Source organism: Acinetobacter sp. ANC_7553, from assembly GCF_056779895.1.
The window spans coordinates 1-17,693 of the sequence record NZ_JBWYIV010000023.1 but is presented as its reverse complement, the minus strand read 5'-3'; the positions used below and the strand labels follow the sequence as shown (position 1 = coordinate 17,693).

The 17,693-nt window shown below is 37.8% G+C and carries 16 protein-coding genes and 2 pseudogenes; 8 read left to right on the top strand and 10 right to left on the bottom strand.

From position 1 onward, the window contains the following. Positions 1 to 13 precede the first annotated feature (13 nt). Positions 14 to 340: a hypothetical protein gene (locus AC1M9I_RS14165; RefSeq protein ID WP_481611176.1), complete on the bottom strand. Its 327-nt coding sequence runs from the start codon at positions 338 to 340 to the stop codon at positions 14 to 16. A gap of 725 nt (positions 341 to 1,065) precedes the next feature. On the opposite strand from AC1M9I_RS14165, the gene AC1M9I_RS14160 reads away from it, so the two are divergent. Beyond that, the gene (locus AC1M9I_RS14160; RefSeq protein WP_481611175.1) at positions 1,066 to 2,433 is read left to right on the top strand and encodes an NAD-dependent succinate-semialdehyde dehydrogenase; all 1,368 of its coding nucleotides are present in this window, start codon (positions 1,066 to 1,068) and stop codon (positions 2,431 to 2,433) included. Positions 2,434 to 2,468: 35 nt separating this feature from the next. Here AC1M9I_RS14160 and AC1M9I_RS14155 read toward each other — a convergent pair. Further along, positions 2,469 to 2,914: pseudogene (locus AC1M9I_RS14155) on the bottom strand (AAA family ATPase). A gap of 93 nt (positions 2,915 to 3,007) precedes the next feature. Here AC1M9I_RS14155 and AC1M9I_RS14150 point away from each other — a divergent pair. Continuing rightward, complete coding sequence (locus AC1M9I_RS14150; protein ID WP_481587704.1) at positions 3,008 to 3,457, top strand: hypothetical protein; 450 nt, start codon at positions 3,008 to 3,010, stop codon at positions 3,455 to 3,457. Between the two features lie 6 nt (positions 3,458 to 3,463). Here the strand turns inward: AC1M9I_RS14150 and AC1M9I_RS14145 are convergent. The 4 genes and pseudogenes from AC1M9I_RS14145 to AC1M9I_RS14130 form a co-directional block, all read right to left on the bottom strand. Continuing rightward, positions 3,464 to 4,478: pseudogene (locus AC1M9I_RS14145) on the bottom strand (pirin family protein). Between the two features lie 89 nt (positions 4,479 to 4,567). Continuing rightward, positions 4,568 to 5,152 carry a hypothetical protein gene (locus AC1M9I_RS14140; RefSeq protein ID WP_481611174.1) on the bottom strand — a complete coding sequence of 195 codons (585 nt, stop codon included), beginning with the start codon at positions 5,150 to 5,152 and terminating at the stop codon, positions 4,568 to 4,570. Positions 5,153 to 5,346: 194 nt separating this feature from the next. After that, positions 5,347 to 5,889 carry a glutathione peroxidase gene (locus tag AC1M9I_RS14135; RefSeq protein ID WP_481611173.1) on the bottom strand — a complete coding sequence of 181 codons (543 nt, stop codon included), beginning with the start codon at positions 5,887 to 5,889 and terminating at the stop codon, positions 5,347 to 5,349. Between the two features lie 116 nt (positions 5,890 to 6,005). After that, on the bottom strand, positions 6,006 to 6,527 hold the full coding sequence (locus tag AC1M9I_RS14130) for a hypothetical protein (protein ID WP_481595185.1): 522 nt from the start codon (positions 6,525 to 6,527) through the stop codon (positions 6,006 to 6,008). Between the two features lie 341 nt (positions 6,528 to 6,868). On the opposite strand from AC1M9I_RS14130, the gene AC1M9I_RS14125 reads away from it, so the two are divergent. Beyond that, positions 6,869 to 7,777 carry a DMT family transporter gene (locus AC1M9I_RS14125; RefSeq protein WP_035268220.1) on the top strand — a complete coding sequence of 303 codons (909 nt, stop codon included), beginning with the start codon at positions 6,869 to 6,871 and terminating at the stop codon, positions 7,775 to 7,777. A 385-nt stretch (positions 7,778 to 8,162) separates the two neighbouring features. On the opposite strand, the gene tsaC is transcribed toward AC1M9I_RS14125, so the two are convergent. From tsaC to AC1M9I_RS14110, 3 genes are read right to left on the bottom strand one after another with little or no spacing between them, the layout of a single operon-like run. Further along, positions 8,163 to 8,732: an L-threonylcarbamoyladenylate synthase type 1 TsaC gene (gene tsaC, locus AC1M9I_RS14120; protein ID WP_035268223.1), complete on the bottom strand. Its 570-nt coding sequence runs from the start codon at positions 8,730 to 8,732 to the stop codon at positions 8,163 to 8,165. Positions 8,733 to 8,780: 48 nt separating this feature from the next. Continuing rightward, the gene (dprA, locus tag AC1M9I_RS14115) at positions 8,781 to 9,977 is read right to left on the bottom strand and encodes a DNA-processing protein DprA (RefSeq protein WP_481593715.1); all 1,197 of its coding nucleotides are present in this window, start codon (positions 9,975 to 9,977) and stop codon (positions 8,781 to 8,783) included. 14 nt (positions 9,978 to 9,991) lie between these two features. Beyond that, on the bottom strand, positions 9,992 to 11,143 hold the full coding sequence (locus AC1M9I_RS14110; protein ID WP_481593714.1) for a LysM peptidoglycan-binding domain-containing protein: 1,152 nt from the start codon (positions 11,141 to 11,143) through the stop codon (positions 9,992 to 9,994). A 122-nt stretch (positions 11,144 to 11,265) separates the two neighbouring features. Between AC1M9I_RS14110 and def the strand changes: the two genes are divergently transcribed. From def to AC1M9I_RS14090, 4 genes are all read left to right on the top strand, one after another. Beyond that, positions 11,266 to 11,796 (top strand): peptide deformylase, encoded by a 531-nt coding sequence (gene def / locus AC1M9I_RS14105; protein ID WP_035268228.1) that lies wholly within the window; start codon positions 11,266 to 11,268, stop codon positions 11,794 to 11,796. Between the two features lie 71 nt (positions 11,797 to 11,867). Continuing rightward, positions 11,868 to 12,329 carry a DUF2946 domain-containing protein gene (locus tag AC1M9I_RS14100; RefSeq protein ID WP_481593779.1) on the top strand — a complete coding sequence of 154 codons (462 nt, stop codon included), beginning with the start codon at positions 11,868 to 11,870 and terminating at the stop codon, positions 12,327 to 12,329. A 69-nt stretch (positions 12,330 to 12,398) separates the two neighbouring features. Continuing rightward, positions 12,399 to 14,444 (top strand): TonB-dependent copper receptor, encoded by a 2,046-nt coding sequence (locus AC1M9I_RS14095; RefSeq protein ID WP_481611172.1) that lies wholly within the window; start codon positions 12,399 to 12,401, stop codon positions 14,442 to 14,444. Positions 14,445 to 14,612: 168 nt separating this feature from the next. Beyond that, positions 14,613 to 15,542: a metal-dependent hydrolase gene (locus tag AC1M9I_RS14090; protein ID WP_092768017.1), complete on the top strand. Its 930-nt coding sequence runs from the start codon at positions 14,613 to 14,615 to the stop codon at positions 15,540 to 15,542. Positions 15,543 to 15,584: 42 nt separating this feature from the next. Here AC1M9I_RS14090 and AC1M9I_RS14085 read toward each other — a convergent pair whose 3' ends face one another. Continuing rightward, a complete protein-coding gene (locus AC1M9I_RS14085; RefSeq protein WP_481611171.1) occupies positions 15,585 to 16,793 on the bottom strand; it encodes an oxygenase MpaB family protein in 1,209 nt (402 codons plus the stop codon). Positions 16,794 to 16,877: 84 nt separating this feature from the next. Here AC1M9I_RS14085 and AC1M9I_RS14080 point away from each other — a divergent pair, with 84 nt between their 5' ends. Further along, a complete protein-coding gene (locus AC1M9I_RS14080; RefSeq protein ID WP_035268244.1) occupies positions 16,878 to 17,480 on the top strand; it encodes a TetR/AcrR family transcriptional regulator in 603 nt (200 codons plus the stop codon). The last annotated feature ends 213 nt before the right edge of the window (positions 17,481 to 17,693 follow it).

Genomic DNA, 17,693 nt, shown 5'->3' with positions numbered 1-17,693 from the left:
AGATACGACCACATCAATTTAATGATGGCATCAGCCCTTGTGAGGCTGAACAAAAACTTAAAACTATGTCCAATATTTGTTGACCTCTACAATCTAACCCTTTTAATAAAAAAGATGTTAATTGAGGGATAATATGAGCATACCTTAAAAAATTCTCACGATTTATTTCTTTGACATCATATAGAAGAGCTAAGCGAGCAAGCATCTTAGATTGATGGACTAAATATGTTTTATCCAAAGCATTAAGTAACTCACCACCAATTTCTAAATTATTTTGATCTTTGAATATTTTTAATAAACTTCCTGGTTCTAGGTTTTCACCTTCCTTTACGAACTCCAAGATATTCTTTAATTTTTGCTCCTCGTTATAACTTCTAAAAAGTCGGTAAATCGCAATGCCTGATGAAGCTAAAGGGAATGCTTTGAGAATTTCTTGAAAAATAGTATCAGTTGTTTTTAGAACTGTATTATCAAAATAATTTTACGCTGTTTCAGCTAAAGTTTTTATTTTATCCATGTAATTATTCCTTATAATTAATCTTGATAAATAGAAAACTCCCCATTCCCAACAATCTTTACCTTAAAAATCTGATCAAGCCCTTCATCTAAACTCGGTACTTCTAGCTTTTGATAAATCGCTCGAACACCCAATTCAGGAATATTAGTCTTACCTTCAAGGTGGCTATTACGCTGTTAAGTACAATTTAAATCTGTTTCAAAATAATAAGAAACAACTTCAAAACTGCTTATTAAGAAGCTGAGTTTAAAACAGCACGTTCTACTTTGATTGATATTGTTGATCACCGTCTTACTAGTTGAAGTTAAACAGTAGGAGTTATGTACATCTACTTATAACTTTACCAAGAACTACGTAACGATTTGAACCAAACTGTAAACGATGCCTGAGTTCAATAAAAATAATGCTAAGTTGATTGATGTAGACAAAATTTTTGAGCACTTTGAGCTTATCTAGAGTTTGCACAGCTAACGCGCACTTCAATGAATACGCTTAAATCAATACATAGCATTGAACTGTAAATTTTTATTGGCATGAAGGGAAGAATTATGAGTTATCAATCCATTAACCCATTTACCAATACTGTATACAAAGAATATCCATCACACCAACAACAAGATATTGATCGTGCTTTGGATTCAGCCGAATCTATTCTTAAATCAGATTGGGTAAAAAATGTAGATGAGCGCGTAAAAGTTTTACAACGTTTGGCAGCATTATTTAGAGAAAAAAAGAGTGAATTAGCCAAGCTCATTACTTTAGATATGGGTAAGCTCATTGAACAAAGTGAAGGTGAAATCGAATCCTGTGCTCAAATTGCTGAGTACTATGCAAAAAATACTGAACAATTTCTGAAATCAGTCCCCTATAAAACTGAGTTAGGTGAAGCTTGGGTGGAGCATCATCCATTAGGTATTATCATGGCTGTCGAACCATGGAATTTCCCATTTTATCAATTGGTCCGTGTATTTGCACCAAACTGTGGTATTGGAAATCCCGTATTGGCCAAACATGCAGGTATCGTTCCGCAATGTGCTGAAGCATTTGAAAAACTTGTATTAGAAGCAGGAGCGCCTAAAGGTGTTTGGACTAATCTATTTATCAATACCGATCAAGTCTCAGATATTATTGCAGACAAACGTGTGCGTGGTGTTGCATTAACTGGTTCAGAAGGAGCGGGTAGTGCGGTCGCTGCGCAAGCAGGCAAACACATTAAAAAGTCTACGCTTGAATTGGGTGGGAATGATGTCTTTATCGTGCTGGATGATGCGGACTTAAACAAAGCGATTGAGATTGGTTGTAAAGCACGTGTAAATAATACAGGGCAGGTGTGTACTGCAGCAAAACGATTTATTTTGCATAAAGACATCGCTGATCAGTTTAGAACGGGTTTAATTGAAGCATTTAAAGCGCTGAAAATTGGCGACCCATTAGACCGTAGTACCACACTGGGACCACTCTCATCGGAAAGTGCGCTTAAAAACTTGATTAAACAAGTGGATAAAGCAGTTCAGCAGGGTGCATCATTGGTTATTGGTGGAAAAGCAATTGATCATGATGGTTATTTCTATGAGCCGACAATTTTAGAAAATATTAGTCGAGATAATGAGGCTTGGTACGAAGAATTCTTTGGGCCAGTTGCTCAGATTTATGTTGCGGAAAATGAGGATGAAATCGTTGAAATCGCCAATGACTCTAATTATGGTCTTGGAGGTGTCATTCACTCTCAAGACATAGAGCGTGCAAAAAAATTAGCTTCGAGAATTGAAACAGGAATGGTGTGGATCAATTGGTTAACGGATACTGCTCCAGAATTACCATTTGGTGGCGTAAAGAATTCTGGTTATGGTCATGAACTCGCAGATTTAGGTTTTCAGGAATTTGTACAAAAAAAATTAGTGGTGGTGAAACAATAAAGTCTTTGAAATAAAGCGATCTTCGGGTCGCTTTATTATTTGGAGTCTAATATTAAATGGTGGTATTCACCTGCACCTTTTATCTTAATATGATGTATTTCATCAAACCCTTCTTGAAAATCAGGTACTTCTAACTTCTTATATGTTGCTCGAACACCGACTTCAGGAATATTGGCTTTACCGCTTCGTTGACCATTGCGTTCTAGCGTACTTTTCAAATCTGTTTCAAAGTAATATGAAATCACTTCAAAGCCTGCTGATTTAGCACGTTGAATATAACGAGCACGGTCTGCTTTGGTTGGGTTGGTATTGTCGATCACCGTTTTGTTTTAGAGGCTAGACATGCTTCAAAGATCATGTTTTCCCGATGGCGAGTTTTTAGCATGTCTAAGTTAATTCTTAAATGTGAATGCGCCAAATGTAAAAGATAGTAGCTTGATTTGCCTGAAGCTTGAACTCCAGTGAAGATGATCAGTTGCATGGTTCAATTACATTAAAAGTATAAAGCTGAATTAAATCACGGCTTAGACTTTGCTACAATTCAGGTATAAGTCTAATAAATCCAAATAAAATAATGTATCGTCAAAGTCTAATTATCGCGCTAAGCATATTCACCTTCAGTCAGCTCACCGCATGTCAAAATTATTATTTAAGTCAGCCCAATGAACCTACTGAAGCGGCCTTGGTTGCTAACTCATATAAAAATGGTTTAAGTGCTGAAATTGAGTTGGATTATCTCAGCGTATTTCAAAATCTGAGACAAGCATATCGTCGATGTATCGGTTTCACACGTGATGATGACCTAGTCTTTACTGAAAATAAGCTTGAAGAGCATATTGAAATGGCAACCCTATTTGCTCGAACAGAACGTGGTGAATATGTTCATAAGGCAACTGTAGAAAAGTTATCACCTACATTGACAAGATTTACCTTGTATTTGCCTCAACGTTATCCTTTTCCCAATGCGCGTTTTGAACAGGATATTAAACGAGCATTGGGCAAAGATGAATACTGTAATATTTAAACCTTGTTAAGCCCCATCTGAACTCATTTGTTCAGGATATTCCTTGCGTTTACCACCTTCATAGCTGGCAAAACGGGGTGTTTCACGTGAAAACGTTGGAGCATCACTTGGCCAAGGCCAGTCACCGAAATGGGTCTCACGATATCGTTTGAATGCAACATCAAGCTCTTCTTTGCTGTTCAGTACAAAAGGTCCTCGCATTGCAACTGGTGCTCCAATAGGTTCACCTTCTAACCATAAGATTCTCGCTTCTTGATCACCTGCTTCAAGTTGAATTTGGGTGTCAGCTTTAAGCTCTACAAGATGTTTAAATTGAATGGTTGAATCAGCAATATTTAAAGTTGAACCCTGATAGAAGTAAGCAAATCGAGTGGAGGTCGCGGTGGTAGCTGGAATTTCAAGGTATGCGCCAGCTTCTAAAGTAATTAAGTATATATTCACTTTATTTTCTGCTGCAGCTGCCCAAGAGTGTGGTGGGCGACTTAATGCATTTTGATTTTGATATTGTCCAGAAATAACTCGTACATCAATGTTGCGAGACTGGTGATCAGTCGCTTTCACATGTGGAATTTGTTCACGCCAAAACATTTTATAATCAGCAGGTTGTTTTTTTTTGTTCTGGAGATGAGTTAAACCAAATTTGAAATAATTCAAAAGGGTTCTCTCGATCCTGATGAATTAACGGGAACATTTCACAGTGTTCAACACCATTTCCCGTACTTAGCCATTGCACATCACCTGCAGCATATCGTCCACCATTACCCAAGGAATCAAAATGGTCGACATAACCTTGTTCCACCAAAGTAATGGTTTCAAAACCCGTGTGTGGATGTTCGGGAAAGCCGGGAACAACACTACCATAATACATATTGAATTCTTGATTGATCGCAGGATGAACTGGTCCCATGTCAGCATTCCCGGCAGGGTAGTGATCAATATGATGAGCAGTAAAGATGAAAGGATCTTTTAAATCTAAACGAAAAGTAATAGGAGTTATATTATAGATGGGTGAGGTAGACATGCCGACTCCATGATATTTGAATTATTTAAGATTCAAATTAAAGAGAAATCCCTCACTCCACCGTGTCTATTTTGTGAGAATAATGTATATCAATCCTCGGCTTGATTATTTTCTGTAGATGATCCGGACTGAGTCAAAAGCATACTGGCTAATTTCACCATTTCACCTTGGATATTACCCATTTGCTTTTCTAAAGCTGCAAAATCGATGTTGTTTAAATTCACTTGGCCGTTTAGTAATGGTGAAGCTAATACATTTTGATTTGCCGTTAAAATATTAGAACGAATCTGGGCAATTTCTTGGCTTTTTAGGTCAAGTCCTGTCAATGCCTCATTAAATCCTAGTAATTGAGATTTCAAACTTTGCACTGACTGATCTAACTTTTGTGGATCTTTATTATTTACAGCTTGTTCTAAATCAGATTGTAGCTGTTGAATTTGCTCAATATATCCACCTGCTTTCAGCTGTACATCTGCCACATCACGTACAATGTAAAACATATTGCCTGACTTTAAGTCAGCTGGATCAGTGACTTGGACAGGAGAAGATTCTTCAACATTAGCTGCTGTTGATTCCTTTTCTTGATCGGGTTGGGTTTGCGGCTGACAACCTAACATCACGAGACCGAAGCCAAATAATGCAAAAGGGGTAATAATGCTTTGAAATACTTTCATTAATAAAACCAAATCGTTAATCACTTCATTCCAAGATACGATACAAATATGAGTTAAATCTGAATATTTGCAAAGCAATAACAAAAATTTTGATGTGAAAGAGTAACTTATGATTTTGACAGATTAATGAAGATATTTATTGAATTGAATAAGAAATAATCAAGTGACAAGATCGTCACTTGATCTTGATGAGATTATTTCGCCAGTTCAGCATTAATTGCATCAACAATACGCGTATCATCTGCAGTGATGTCTGGTGCAAAACGAGCAACGACTTCCCCTGTTTTTGAAACTAAGAATTTCTCAAAATTCCATAATACTTCAGGGGGATTATTAGGCGTTAAACCATAATCAACCAGATCTTTCCACCACGGCCCCTCACCAAGACGCTCTGGAATGGCATTTGTTAAAGTTTCATATAGCGGATGTTTATTCTCCCCAACCACTGGAATTTTCGCAAAAAGAGGGAAGTCCACTTGATAATTCACTGAACAAAATTGTTCAATCTCTTCATTGCTTCCTGGTTCTTGTTCAAGAAAGTCATTGGAAGGAAAACCAAGAATTTCGAATCCTTGTTGTTTTTTTTCACTATAGAGTTTTTGCAGACCTTCGTACTGTGGCGTAAGGCCGCATTTAGACGCTACATTCACGATCAATAATACTTTGCCTTCGTATTGCGATAAATCAACAGGCTGCCCCTGAATTGTATTTACTGGAATGTTATAAACTGAAGCCATTTCAATGTCCTAATCATAAAGTACTTAAAATATGTAGATTGAAAATACCATGGCATATAGATCTCACCAAGGTGTCTACAGTGAAAAAAAACAGGCCTGACGGCCTGCTTTATGAGTTAAGATTTTGTTCCGACTTGGTTTTTAAGATTCTGCATGTCCTGTAACAAGCTTTGTTGTAACTCAACAGCTTTCTTTTGTAGTTCAGTGATTTCATTCATATCAGGCTTTTCTTTAACACCTGCTTCTGCGAGGTCCAATCCAAGCTCATTCGATTCTTTCATTTTATCTCGAAGAGATGCACCTTCAGTACTTTTGAGCGCAAGTTTGTCCAGATCATCATTAAATTGATCCACATAGTTATCCATCTTCTCAACCACTGCGTCTAATTCAGCTTTATTATTGTTTTGCGCAGCTTGTGTCACTTCGTTTTGAAATGCCAAAGCCTCTTGAGCTTTTGTATTTGAAATTTGATCCAGTAAATCTAAGTCATGTTGAATATCTGCATTTACATTGCTACTTAATGTATTGCTTTGAACTGTTTCAGCGGCAGTAGGTGAGGATTGATCGTTAGACTTTTTATCACAAGCGGTTAGAAAAACAGCTGTAGTGCATAGTGATGCAATGAGAAGTTTTTTCATAATTTATCCTTTTTATATGCTCGGTTCAATGCACTTACATTCACGATGAAGCACATTAAAAAATATTCAGTTAACCCGTTGATGGGAAAATTCAAGCATTTACGATCTCATAGCTCACACACAGCTTCTAGTGTTGTTTTGTAGAGGAATCCCTGTAAAAAAGTGAAAAGTGTTTTAAAATAGAACAGCACTCTACTTAATTTTTTAAGTAAAAATCTCAGACTTAGATGGCTGTTCTGCAGTCATTAACAATGAGGGGGGAGTGTGTTTCATGGAATGAAAAAGTCTAAAAATTGATGAAATCTTGATCTTAACGATTAAATAAAAATTAGGATGAAAATATGACATTTGAAAAAAAGCATTTGCTCTGGGCTCTATCATTGCCAGTCATTGCTGTATTGATTTGGTCGTTGAATATAGCTATTACACGATATGTTGCAGAGTATATTTCACCTGTCAGTATTAGTTTTTATCGTTGGATTATTGCCTTTTTGATTTTAACACCCTTTATTCTACCTAAAGTCATCAAACAGCGTACTTTGGTACGACAAAATATAGTGAAATTAGCAGTGCTGAGTGCATTTGGTATGGTGCTTTATCAGGGGTTAGCTTACACCGCAGCACATTACACGACTGCAACCAATATGGGCATAATTAATGCCTTTATTCCAATTTTCACCATTTTTGTTTCACTGATGATTTTAAAAGAGTTTCCAACTCGATTTGCAGTGGTGGGTAGTATTTTATCATTTATCGGCCTGATTTATGTTATCGGTCAGGGGCGTCTAGATACACTGATGCATCTGGGTGGGCATTGGGGCGACATGATTATGATCGTCGCGGTATTCTTCTATGCTTTTTATGGTGTATTTCTCAAAAAGTGGCAACTCGAGCTCCCTTTAATGATTAGTCTTTATATTCAGATTGGTTTTGCAGTGTTGTACCACTTACCATTCGTTGCCGTATTGGGTCTCGATGCAATTGATCTGGATAACGGCTTGAGTGTGTTATATGCGGGAATTTTCCCTTCGATTATTGCGCCGTTAGTATGGATGTTGGCTGTTCAACATTTAGGCCCAAATCGAACCAGCATCTTTATGAACTTAATGCCAATCTTTACCGCCATTATTGCTTACGTTTGGTTAAAAGAAGCATGGACGATTTATCACAGTTTAGGCGGAATCGTGATTTTGATAGGTATTGCTTTAGCACAGAAAAAAACTTCATTCATAAAGGCTAAGAGTGTTTAAAAAACAGACAATCGATTTATTTTTTTATTATACTTAAAATCTATAAAAGCTTATTGATCTAAATTAACTATCATTAGGCTTTTTAAAAAGTAAAATTAATAATTAAAAATAGGTACTTAATTATATCAATTGAACTAATAATTAATCTTTATAAGAAAAATGATGATTTGAAACTCTAAGTCTTAGTAATTGTGTAATATTTTTTTTTGTAGCATAATATGCGTACTGCAGAGAAAGCGATAATACACTCTTTTTCTGTACAGATGAATTTCTGAACCCTCTGGATGTGATTAGCACATCCTTTTATATGCTCAGTCAATACCTTTATGACTGAGCTTTTTTTTGTCTTAAATAATAAATTTTAAGTCTCAGCATATCATGCTTTTTAAGCACGAATGACATCACCAGTTTCTGCATCTAATATTCGGCTAGGTTCTTGGCTCAGGCCTAAATCTCCATTTAAATAATTTAATTCAGCACCAAAGTACTGATTGACTTCTTGCAATGAGCGAGCGGGGTCTAAACCAGCAGGATTTGCACTGGTTGAAACAATAAACCCATCAAATGCGTTGCACAGTGCGATGCAAAGAGGGTGGTTGGTGACTCGAATAGCAACCTTAGGATGTTTGCCTCGAATCCAAAGTGGTATTTGCTCATCAGCAGGGAGAAGCCATGTTGTGGCGCGATCTTGATAAGATGTTTGTGACCAACTTTCAATTACCGCATCACGGCGGTCTTGAGGAAGCTTTGATAATAAATGTTCAACCTGACTGACTTGACCAGCCAGTAAGATCACCCCTTTTTCGATAGGGCGTTGTTTTAATCTTAAAATTTCTTTAAAAGCATTTTCATTAAAAGGGTCGCAACCTAAGCCCCATACTGCTTCTGTAGGATAAGCCAAAACTTGACCTTGTTTTAGACATTGAGCAGCCTCAGCAACTGAGGTTGTTAACATAAGCGTTCACCATTCTCTTGATTGAAAAGACTATTGTGAACCTTAATTTTAATTACGGCAACGAAGGTATAACCCAGATTGTTGAATACAGCGTCCTAAAAGTTCTAACTCCATCAAGTGACTGGTGAGTGTCGCTGTGTCTAAATTAAGGGTTGCAGCAATTTGATCGAGATCGCGTCCAACCCAATCTAATTGTTGAAATACAGCTAACAGATGTATAGGAATCGAATGCTCATCATCCTCATACTTACTTAACTTTGGATGGTCTACTGAATGAGCTATTTCGTCATTTTGGACTTCATTAGGATTGTTTTTTCGTGACAGTGATGCTTGTTGATGTTGCCATTGAGTCGGTAGGGCTAAATCTTCAATGATCTGCTCAGGATGATCAACTAAGATGGCACCTTCACGAATCAACTGATGGCAACCTTGATGAAATTCACTATAAATATGACCTGGAATTGCAAAGGTCGTTTTACCTTGATTTGCAGCAGCTTGGGCCGTAATTAATGAACCACTGCCCAATTGAGCTTCCGCTACCAATATCCCTAAACTTAAGCCACTTACGATTCTATTTCTGCGTGGAAAATTATGCTGAAGCGGTTTTGTACCGGGTAAAAACTCAGAAATGATGGTCCCGTTCTGCTTCAAGATTTGATCATGTAATGGGCGATTTTGTGATGGGTAAATTAAATCTAATCCTGTACCGATAACGGCGATTGTTCTGCCATGTTGCAAAGCACCCTGATGGGCTGCTGCATCAATGCCTTGTGCTAAGCCACTCGTGATATAAAAACCTTGATCACTCAGATAATACGCAAAATCATATGCGACTTGTTTGCCATGTGGACTTGGTTTACGGCTTCCAACAATGGCAATTTGTGCTTCAGATAAATGTTGTGCTTTACCTTTCCCAAATAAAATTGGGGGGCGGTCATGATAGGGCATCAATTGCTGAGGATAGTCTGGATCTTGCTCAGTGAGCATAAAATCAGAATGTTGATGAATTTGATGCAGAATTCGCTCAAATTCTTGTTGCTGTTGATCAGAGAAAAATTGAGATGCACGCTCGATATGGTTTTTATGTAGGTTGAGCTGATGCCATTGATGTAGATGATTTTTCTGTACAGCATCTTGAGCTGAACCAAAATGCTGAATAAGTTTTTGATAAGCACTGAGTGAATGTTGAACGAGATACCAGAGTTTAATATAAGCCAACTGATGGTCATTAATCTCGTTCAACATATCCGCACCTAATTTTAATTTTCAACCATTGGTGATGGTTCTAATACAGCACCTACTTTAATTGGAAGTGCGCTGTCTAGCACGTAAGCGTAACTTAGTTGATCGAAAGTTTTAAAAATCATTAAGTTGCCCACACGCTGATTAGGCAGTTGAATATTTTCTTTGGTCTTCGGGTCTTTAACCACTTCGCCTTGTTGGAAAATACTTAACACGTGACCATTTTTTGCACCGTGAACGCTTCCGCGGTTAATGGTGACAACACTATGTTGAGCTGCTGTACCAATAGAACCCATAACACGAATCACTTGACCGCCTGGCTGAATATCCGTTGTTGCCGTTGGATAGAAGAGGCTTGGTAATTCATTTTGAAATTTAGGTAAAACGTAATCACCGCGACGAACTTCAGCATTAAAACTTTGTTTAAGTTCTAAAGTTGAAATTTCATTTTCGTTGGCAACAGCGACTGCAGTAGCTACCTCAATCAGTTCAAGTGCACCTGTGTACTTTTTCCCTTTTTCATCTAAGAAAACATACGGTTCAGCTTCACGATAAACACCGTAGCTTTGTCCAGGATTAATCCCTTGACCACGTGCATATACTGTTTGGCCTTCCCCAGCAACGATACGACGATCTGCCGAACCGAGAATATAAGGTGTGCTTTGCAAAGCATCAGGCGCAACGATAATACTTCTTTCTAGCCAAGGTTGAATATCATCCAAGGGAATAATTGGAATGGTATTCCCTAAGCTTTCAACACGTACTTGAGGTTTTAGATTGATAGCACCAAGATGACGACGAATAACACCTTCACAACCGTCACCTTCATCTTTACCAATCAGTGGACGCCCATCTAATGTACAGAGTAGTAAGCGATCACCTGGGTAGATCCAGTGTGGATTTTTGACATGTTTATTGGATGCCCAAATTTCTTTCCAACGCCAAGGTGAACGCAAAAATTTACCTGAAATGTCCCACAAAGTGTCGCCTTTTTTGACCACATAAACGTGAGGAGCACCGGCCTTAATTGATGGTGGGCTTACATTTGGACTGGCTTGTGTTATTTGCGCGGTAAACAAGCCCGCACTTATGCAAATTGCAAGTGAAAGGCAATGTTTCTTTAACCCCAGAGCATGTGAAAAAGCCATGCCATTGAAAACCTTTTTCATTATCATAATTCCTAAAATTATGTATCTATTTGCGCTATAATACGCATATTACACGTATTATTTGATGAAGCATTAACTTCATTTAATTTTTAAGATCAATGGCATAGCCGGTGAGGAGCAGCATGGCCTTATTACCAATTTTAAGTTTTCCTGATCCCCGTTTGCGTACTATTGCCAAACCTGTAGAGGAAGTGACGGATGAAATTCGTCAACTTGCTGCAGACATGTTTGAAACCATGTATGAAGCACCAGGTATTGGTCTAGCTGCAACCCAAGTTGATCATCATATTCAGCTTATCGTCATGGACTTGTCTGAAGATAAAAATCAGCCGATGGTTTTTATTAATCCTAAAGTCACCCCATTAACTGAAGATACCCAACCTTATGAAGAGGGTTGTCTATCAGTTCCACAAATATACGATAAAGTTGAGCGTCCGTCACGCGTCAAAATTGACGCAATTAATTTAGAAGGGCAAGCTTTTGAATTAGAAGCTGATGGTCTTTTGGCAGTATGTATCCAGCACGAAATGGATCATCTGAACGGGAAATTATTTGTTGATTATCTATCTCCTTTAAAACGCCAAAGAGCGCGTGAAAAGGTAGAAAAAGTCGTTCGTCAGCGTCAAAAAGAAAAAGTTGCTGTAAAGCGTTAATTTTCTAAGAACTTTAAATATATTGATAAAGCCCAATTTCGATTGGGCTTTGTTATAATTGCTCAAATTTTATTTGGAATGACAATTTGTTCCGCAATGGGTTGCTGCTGAGTTTCGCAGCAGTATTATTACAGATCGCTGTTTTTCTTCAGCCTTTGCTTCCAGCGCAATATCAAATTGCGCCGGTCTGCGAAACGATCACCCGTGCCTTATTCGAACAGCCTAATCATTCTAGTATTACAACGCTCGCTCATCATGGTTCCACTTCACATGCGTTACATGAACATCATGAGTCTAAGCGCTATGTTGAATCCTCGCATAGTGGGCACGATCATCATGACCCAAACCATCAATGCCAATACTGTACTGTATTTGGTAATTTGATTTTGCCACCTGAGCTGAATGTTAAAGAAGTTTTTGTACGTTTGAATATACGTTTGATCGCATTCCAAAAAGCGTTCAAACATATTTATTTCGACTTACAGCGTTTATTCCTTTTACCTCAAGGTCGGGCACCACCACTCTTTTCTTAAATATTGTCTTTATTTTAGGGTCTTGAATGACTCTAGCATTGTCATATTTAAATTTTGAGTGAATATATCATGGCTCAGCCAAAATTCTATTTACAGCCACTAGCGGCTGCGATTTATATTGCCTTTATTTCGCAAACTTCATTTGCTGAAGTCCAATCTACAACTTTAAATCCAACACCTGATACACGCACGACGAACTTAGCGCCAATTGTTGCTACAGCTCTACAAGGTAATGATGCTAATGGCTTGATTGTACGGGCAAACCCGAAGCAACCCATTCAGCCTATTCCTGCGTCGGATGGCGCAGATTACTTACAAAGTATTGTAGGGTTTAGCAGCGTAAATAGTGGTGCAGGTACGAACGGTGATGTGACCTTTCGTGGAATGTTTGGATCACGAATCAAAATTCTAACAGATGGAACTGAAAATTTAGGCGCATGCCCGAGTCGTATGGATTCACCGACTTCGTATATCTCACCTGAGAGCTATGATCGAATCTCGGTGATTAAAGGTCCCCAAACTGTCCAGTACGCCAACACAGGTTCAGCAGCAACAGTGATTTTCGAGCGACGCCCAGAACAATTGAATGATGAAAAAAATTATCGAGGTCAGGCAAGTGTATTAATGGGCTCTTTTGGGCGTTTAGACCAAAATATTGAGGCAGCGGTAGGAGATGAACAAAAATATATTCGAATCAATAGCAACCGATCAGTCTCAAATAGTTATCAAGATGGTAATGGGGCGACCGTACCATCAGATTGGAAACGATGGAATGCAGATTTAGCATTGGGCTGGACACCTAATGCAGATACATGGATCGAGTTAACTGGCGGTAAGGCTGATGGTGAGGCTGTATATGCTGGGCGAGATATGGATGGTTCTAAATTTGCCCGCGAGAGCTTGGGATTAAGATTTGAGAAAAAGAATCTCTCAGAGGTAGTTAAAAAAGTTGAGGCGCAAGTCAATTACAACTTTAATGATCATGTGATGGATAATTTTAGTTTGCGTGATGTCGATGGCGCAGATCGCGCTATGAATGTGACACGTCGTACTTTAAATGCACGTTTAGCCACAACGATGGAGTGGGATAAAGCAATATTCATTACGGGTGTTGATACTCAGAATAATCAACATGCTGGCGGAATGTATCATTCAAGCATGCCAATGATGAATACTCCACTGACAGAGGATATGAAGTTTCAATCTTATGGTGGGTTCACTGAATTATCATATCCATTGAATGATCATAATAGGTTGGTCACAGGTGTTCGGGTTGATCAAGTTAAGATTAAAAACTTAACAATGGTTCAAGAACGTCAGGAAACATTACCAAGTGGTTTTATACGGTTTGAAAATCAGCATCCAGAGCATGATGCTAAAACCTATGTTGGTCTAGGCTATGTAGAGCGCGTACCAGATTATTGGGAGTTGTTTAAGACAGATTATCAAGGCAATGCTGTTGCTACCTTCAAGGATTTAGAAACAGAAAAAACTTTACAGTTGGATGTTGGATACCAATATAATCACGGGGCATTCAGTTCATGGGCATCAGCTTATGCGGGTTTGATTAATGATTTCATATTATTGAATTATGACCCAGCAAAAATGACTGGTCATGGTAAAAATGCTGCTGATTCTAGAAATGTCGATGCGACAATCGCAGGGGCAGAAGCTGGAATAGGTTATCAATTTACCGATGCTGTTCAGGCAGATCTTAGTGCGATGTATGCTTGGGGAAAAAACACAACTGATTATCAACCTTTACCTCAAATATCTCCGCTGGAAGCTCGTGTAAATTTAAGATATGTGCAAGAGCGCTTTAACTTAGGTTTATTGTGGCGTGTGGTAGATGGGCAGGATCGTGTCAGTATTAATCAAGGTAATATTGTAGGTAAGGACTTTAAAACGAGTTCAGGTTTCTCAACGCTGTCTTTAAATGGTACTTATCAAATTCATCAAGGTGTTGATTTGAGTATTGGAATTGATAATGTTCTGGATAAAGTTTATACGGAACACTTAAATAAAGCAGGTAGTGCTGGATTTGGTTTTGCACAGAATGAGCAATTTAATAATATAGGACGTAATTATTGGGCGCGTGTGAGTATGAAGTTCTAGTCATATTCAGTTTATTTGACGTATTAAGCCTAACACCCATTTAGATCGCCGTCTGAATGGGTGTTTTCTTTAAAATTGTCAGACATAAAATATGAATGTCCTTAAATGATATTGTGATGAGGTTATCATTATTTTAAAAATAATAAAAAAGATGTAATGGATAATAAAATGACAACAATGAGTCAAGTTCATCAACTACATGGTCGTAAAGTAAAATTTGATTTCAATCATATTCCAAAGCATTGGATTGAAAATGACCCTGTTTCCACCCATATGTTGAATACAGCACATATGATTTTACCTGCGGGTGAGTTTTGGTTTTGCCGTGTATTTAATAAAGCTTTACCGTTCGTCAAAGACGAACAATTAAAAGCTGACGTGAAAGGTTTTATTCAGCAAGAAGCGATTCATGGTCGTACTCATCAACATGCACAAGTTTATTTTGATCAACATGGATTAGATGTAAAGCCGTTCATTCAACGCATGCATTATCTTTTTGAAATCCTTTTGGGAGAAAATCCAGTAGGTATCAAAATGATGAAAAAAGTGGTTGGTGAAAAACGTTGGTTAATCTTCCGACTGGGTGTGATTGCAGCCATTGAGCACTATACTGGTGTGGCAGGGCAGTGGAGCTTGGACAATACTTCATTGGATAAAGCTGATCCAATCATGGCTGATCTATTCCGTTGGCATCTTGCTGAAGAAGTTGAACATCGTACGGTTGCGTATGATTTGTTTAAACATATGTTTGAATCAGAGTTTAATTTCCAAATTTCAAAAAATGCTTTGATGACCTTTATCTTCCCTATTATGGCAGCGGTTTGGGTTGAAGGCGGCAAAACAATTTTGAAACAAGATAAAGATGCAGGTAAGTTTAGACATATGGGTACTTTAAGACTCATTATGCAAATGGAAAAAATTAGTCGTAAGACCGATCATATTCCTACCTTCAGTCATTTAACTTTAGCTACCATCCGTTGGTTTAGTCCAAAGTTTCATCCTGTGCAAGAAGGTAATACTCAACAAGCTTTGGATTATCTAGCACGCTCTCCATCAGCACTTCGAGCTGAGCAAGAGGCAACATTAAAAATGGCTTAAAAATATACATGCAAAAAACCGAGCCTTAGCTCGGTTTTTTATTTATTGATGCATACTTGCCAGCTGTTTTCCTGCATTTTGATATAAATCGAGAGCTTGTTCTTGTTGTGATCGCCCTTTACGCTGTAAATAAAGATCAAGCTTTGGTATTTTTTTTGCGCCAGCATAAATCACAGTATTTTTGGTCAGTAGATACAGTGGATACCACGGCAGTATTCGAGGCTTAAGCCCTAAATTTTTCATTTTTTTACGGCCCATAAAGATTTGGGTAACATCTAAGTGATTCTGGTAGGCTTTCTTCTGCATGAAACGTTTAAAATGTTTATATTCGCGTTCAAATGGTTCTTTGGATAGGCTTACTGCAAGCTGACGACTACTTTCATCCACTTGAGGATGAGCATAATTCATCCATTGCAATAATTTCCAGCCTTCAGACTCTTTATCAATCAGCCATTGTTCGTCAACACCCATTAACCAGCCTGTATATTTCCAAAAATGCATAATCGCATCGACTTCAGTTTTAGTTGGAAAAATACCGATTGCTCGAATACCTAAAAGCATCACACCGCTGAAAGCAATATTTGTCATTGCCTGATCATATTGGTTAATCGGCATTCCCCAAATATCCCAGTCCCAATCTTTGGATTTTTTTAGATGGTAGCGAACTAAAGAATGGATGAAACGCACAAAAAATGTTGAAGTAAAGCCATCATTAAAGCGTTGAAATCCATTCGGCTTAGTAACATCTAGCCACCATTTATGCGTTTCTGCTAAGCGCTTGCCTGCATATTTGCTTAGAGCACCTGTTAAAATCAAAGGTTGATTAAAGCCAGGGTATTGATATCCAGTCATTAGCGCGAGATCACGCATAATAAAAGTGACATTTGCGCCTAAACGATGCGTGAATTGAATTGCACGATCAATTTTTTCTTGATCGAACCAAACAGGCTGTTGTTCCACGAGATCAAAGAATGCTTTGATTTCAGGGACTGGTTTGGGAAGAGCATCTAAGCCTTGATATAACGCCGTTTCAAAAAGCTTTCGATTTTCGCGTGGATTGGTCATCACCCAATCCATTAAGCGATCCATCGGCACATCACCCGTATGTAAACTTTCATTTAACTCTAAATATTCAGCATAAGTTGGAATGAAGTTTTGATCGGTCATTTTATGTAGAAGCTTAGACAATAGATCGCTACGCTTCATTCGCTCATATGAAGCCATACGTTTTGGAATGCTTAAATTTGACATGGTGTAATTAATCTGGTTATTGTTTGATCAAAGATTAATATGAATATTTATTCGCATTCAATTCGCATTATTAGAATGGCAGCTATGAGAAAAAGACCCCAACAACAAAGAGCAAAGCTGGTAGTCGATAGTATTTTGGAAGCGACTCTGATATGCATTTCTGAAATGGGCCTAGATCAAGTCACTACGCCAAAAATATCTGAAAAATCAGGGGTGAGCGTAGGCTCTATCTATCAATATTTCGAAAATAAAGATCAGATAATTTTAGAATTGTTACGCCGTAAGAGTGAAAACTTAGGTTTGTCACTTAAAGCGCTGGCGATGAATCAAGAAGAAATGGATTTAAAAACCTTAGTCGATGTTAGTCTTCAATTCGGATTTGATGTAATGAGAGAAGATAATGGTTTCTTCTTTGAAGTCCTGAAACATTGGCATGGCTACAATAATTCAGAAGCAGCAAAGGTTTTAGAAAAGCATTTTTTTGAAGTTGGTTTATATGTATTCAATCGTTTTTATCGTCATTGGGACTTTGAAACACTCAAGCATAAATCTTTTGTGATTATTAATAGTACCTTGTTCACAATGATGAGGTTTGTAAGCAATAATGATTTTCTTATTTCAGAACAACAGCTTAAGCGGGAATTAAGTGCAATGATTTTGTCTTATTTAGACAGTGACAAGAGTTAAAGGTTTATACAAATAAAAATTGTATATAAAAAACATATAGTTAATCTGTCATTGGTTTATTAACTATACAAACAAATAGAAAAAATTGAAAAAGTAGTTGCGTAAGAAAATAAATAGCCTATAATGCACATCCATCGGCGGTGATGTTGATTAAAACTTGTTGAAAAACAAGGATTTAGCTGAATAGGTTGGATCTAGGTTTTGAGAATGAGT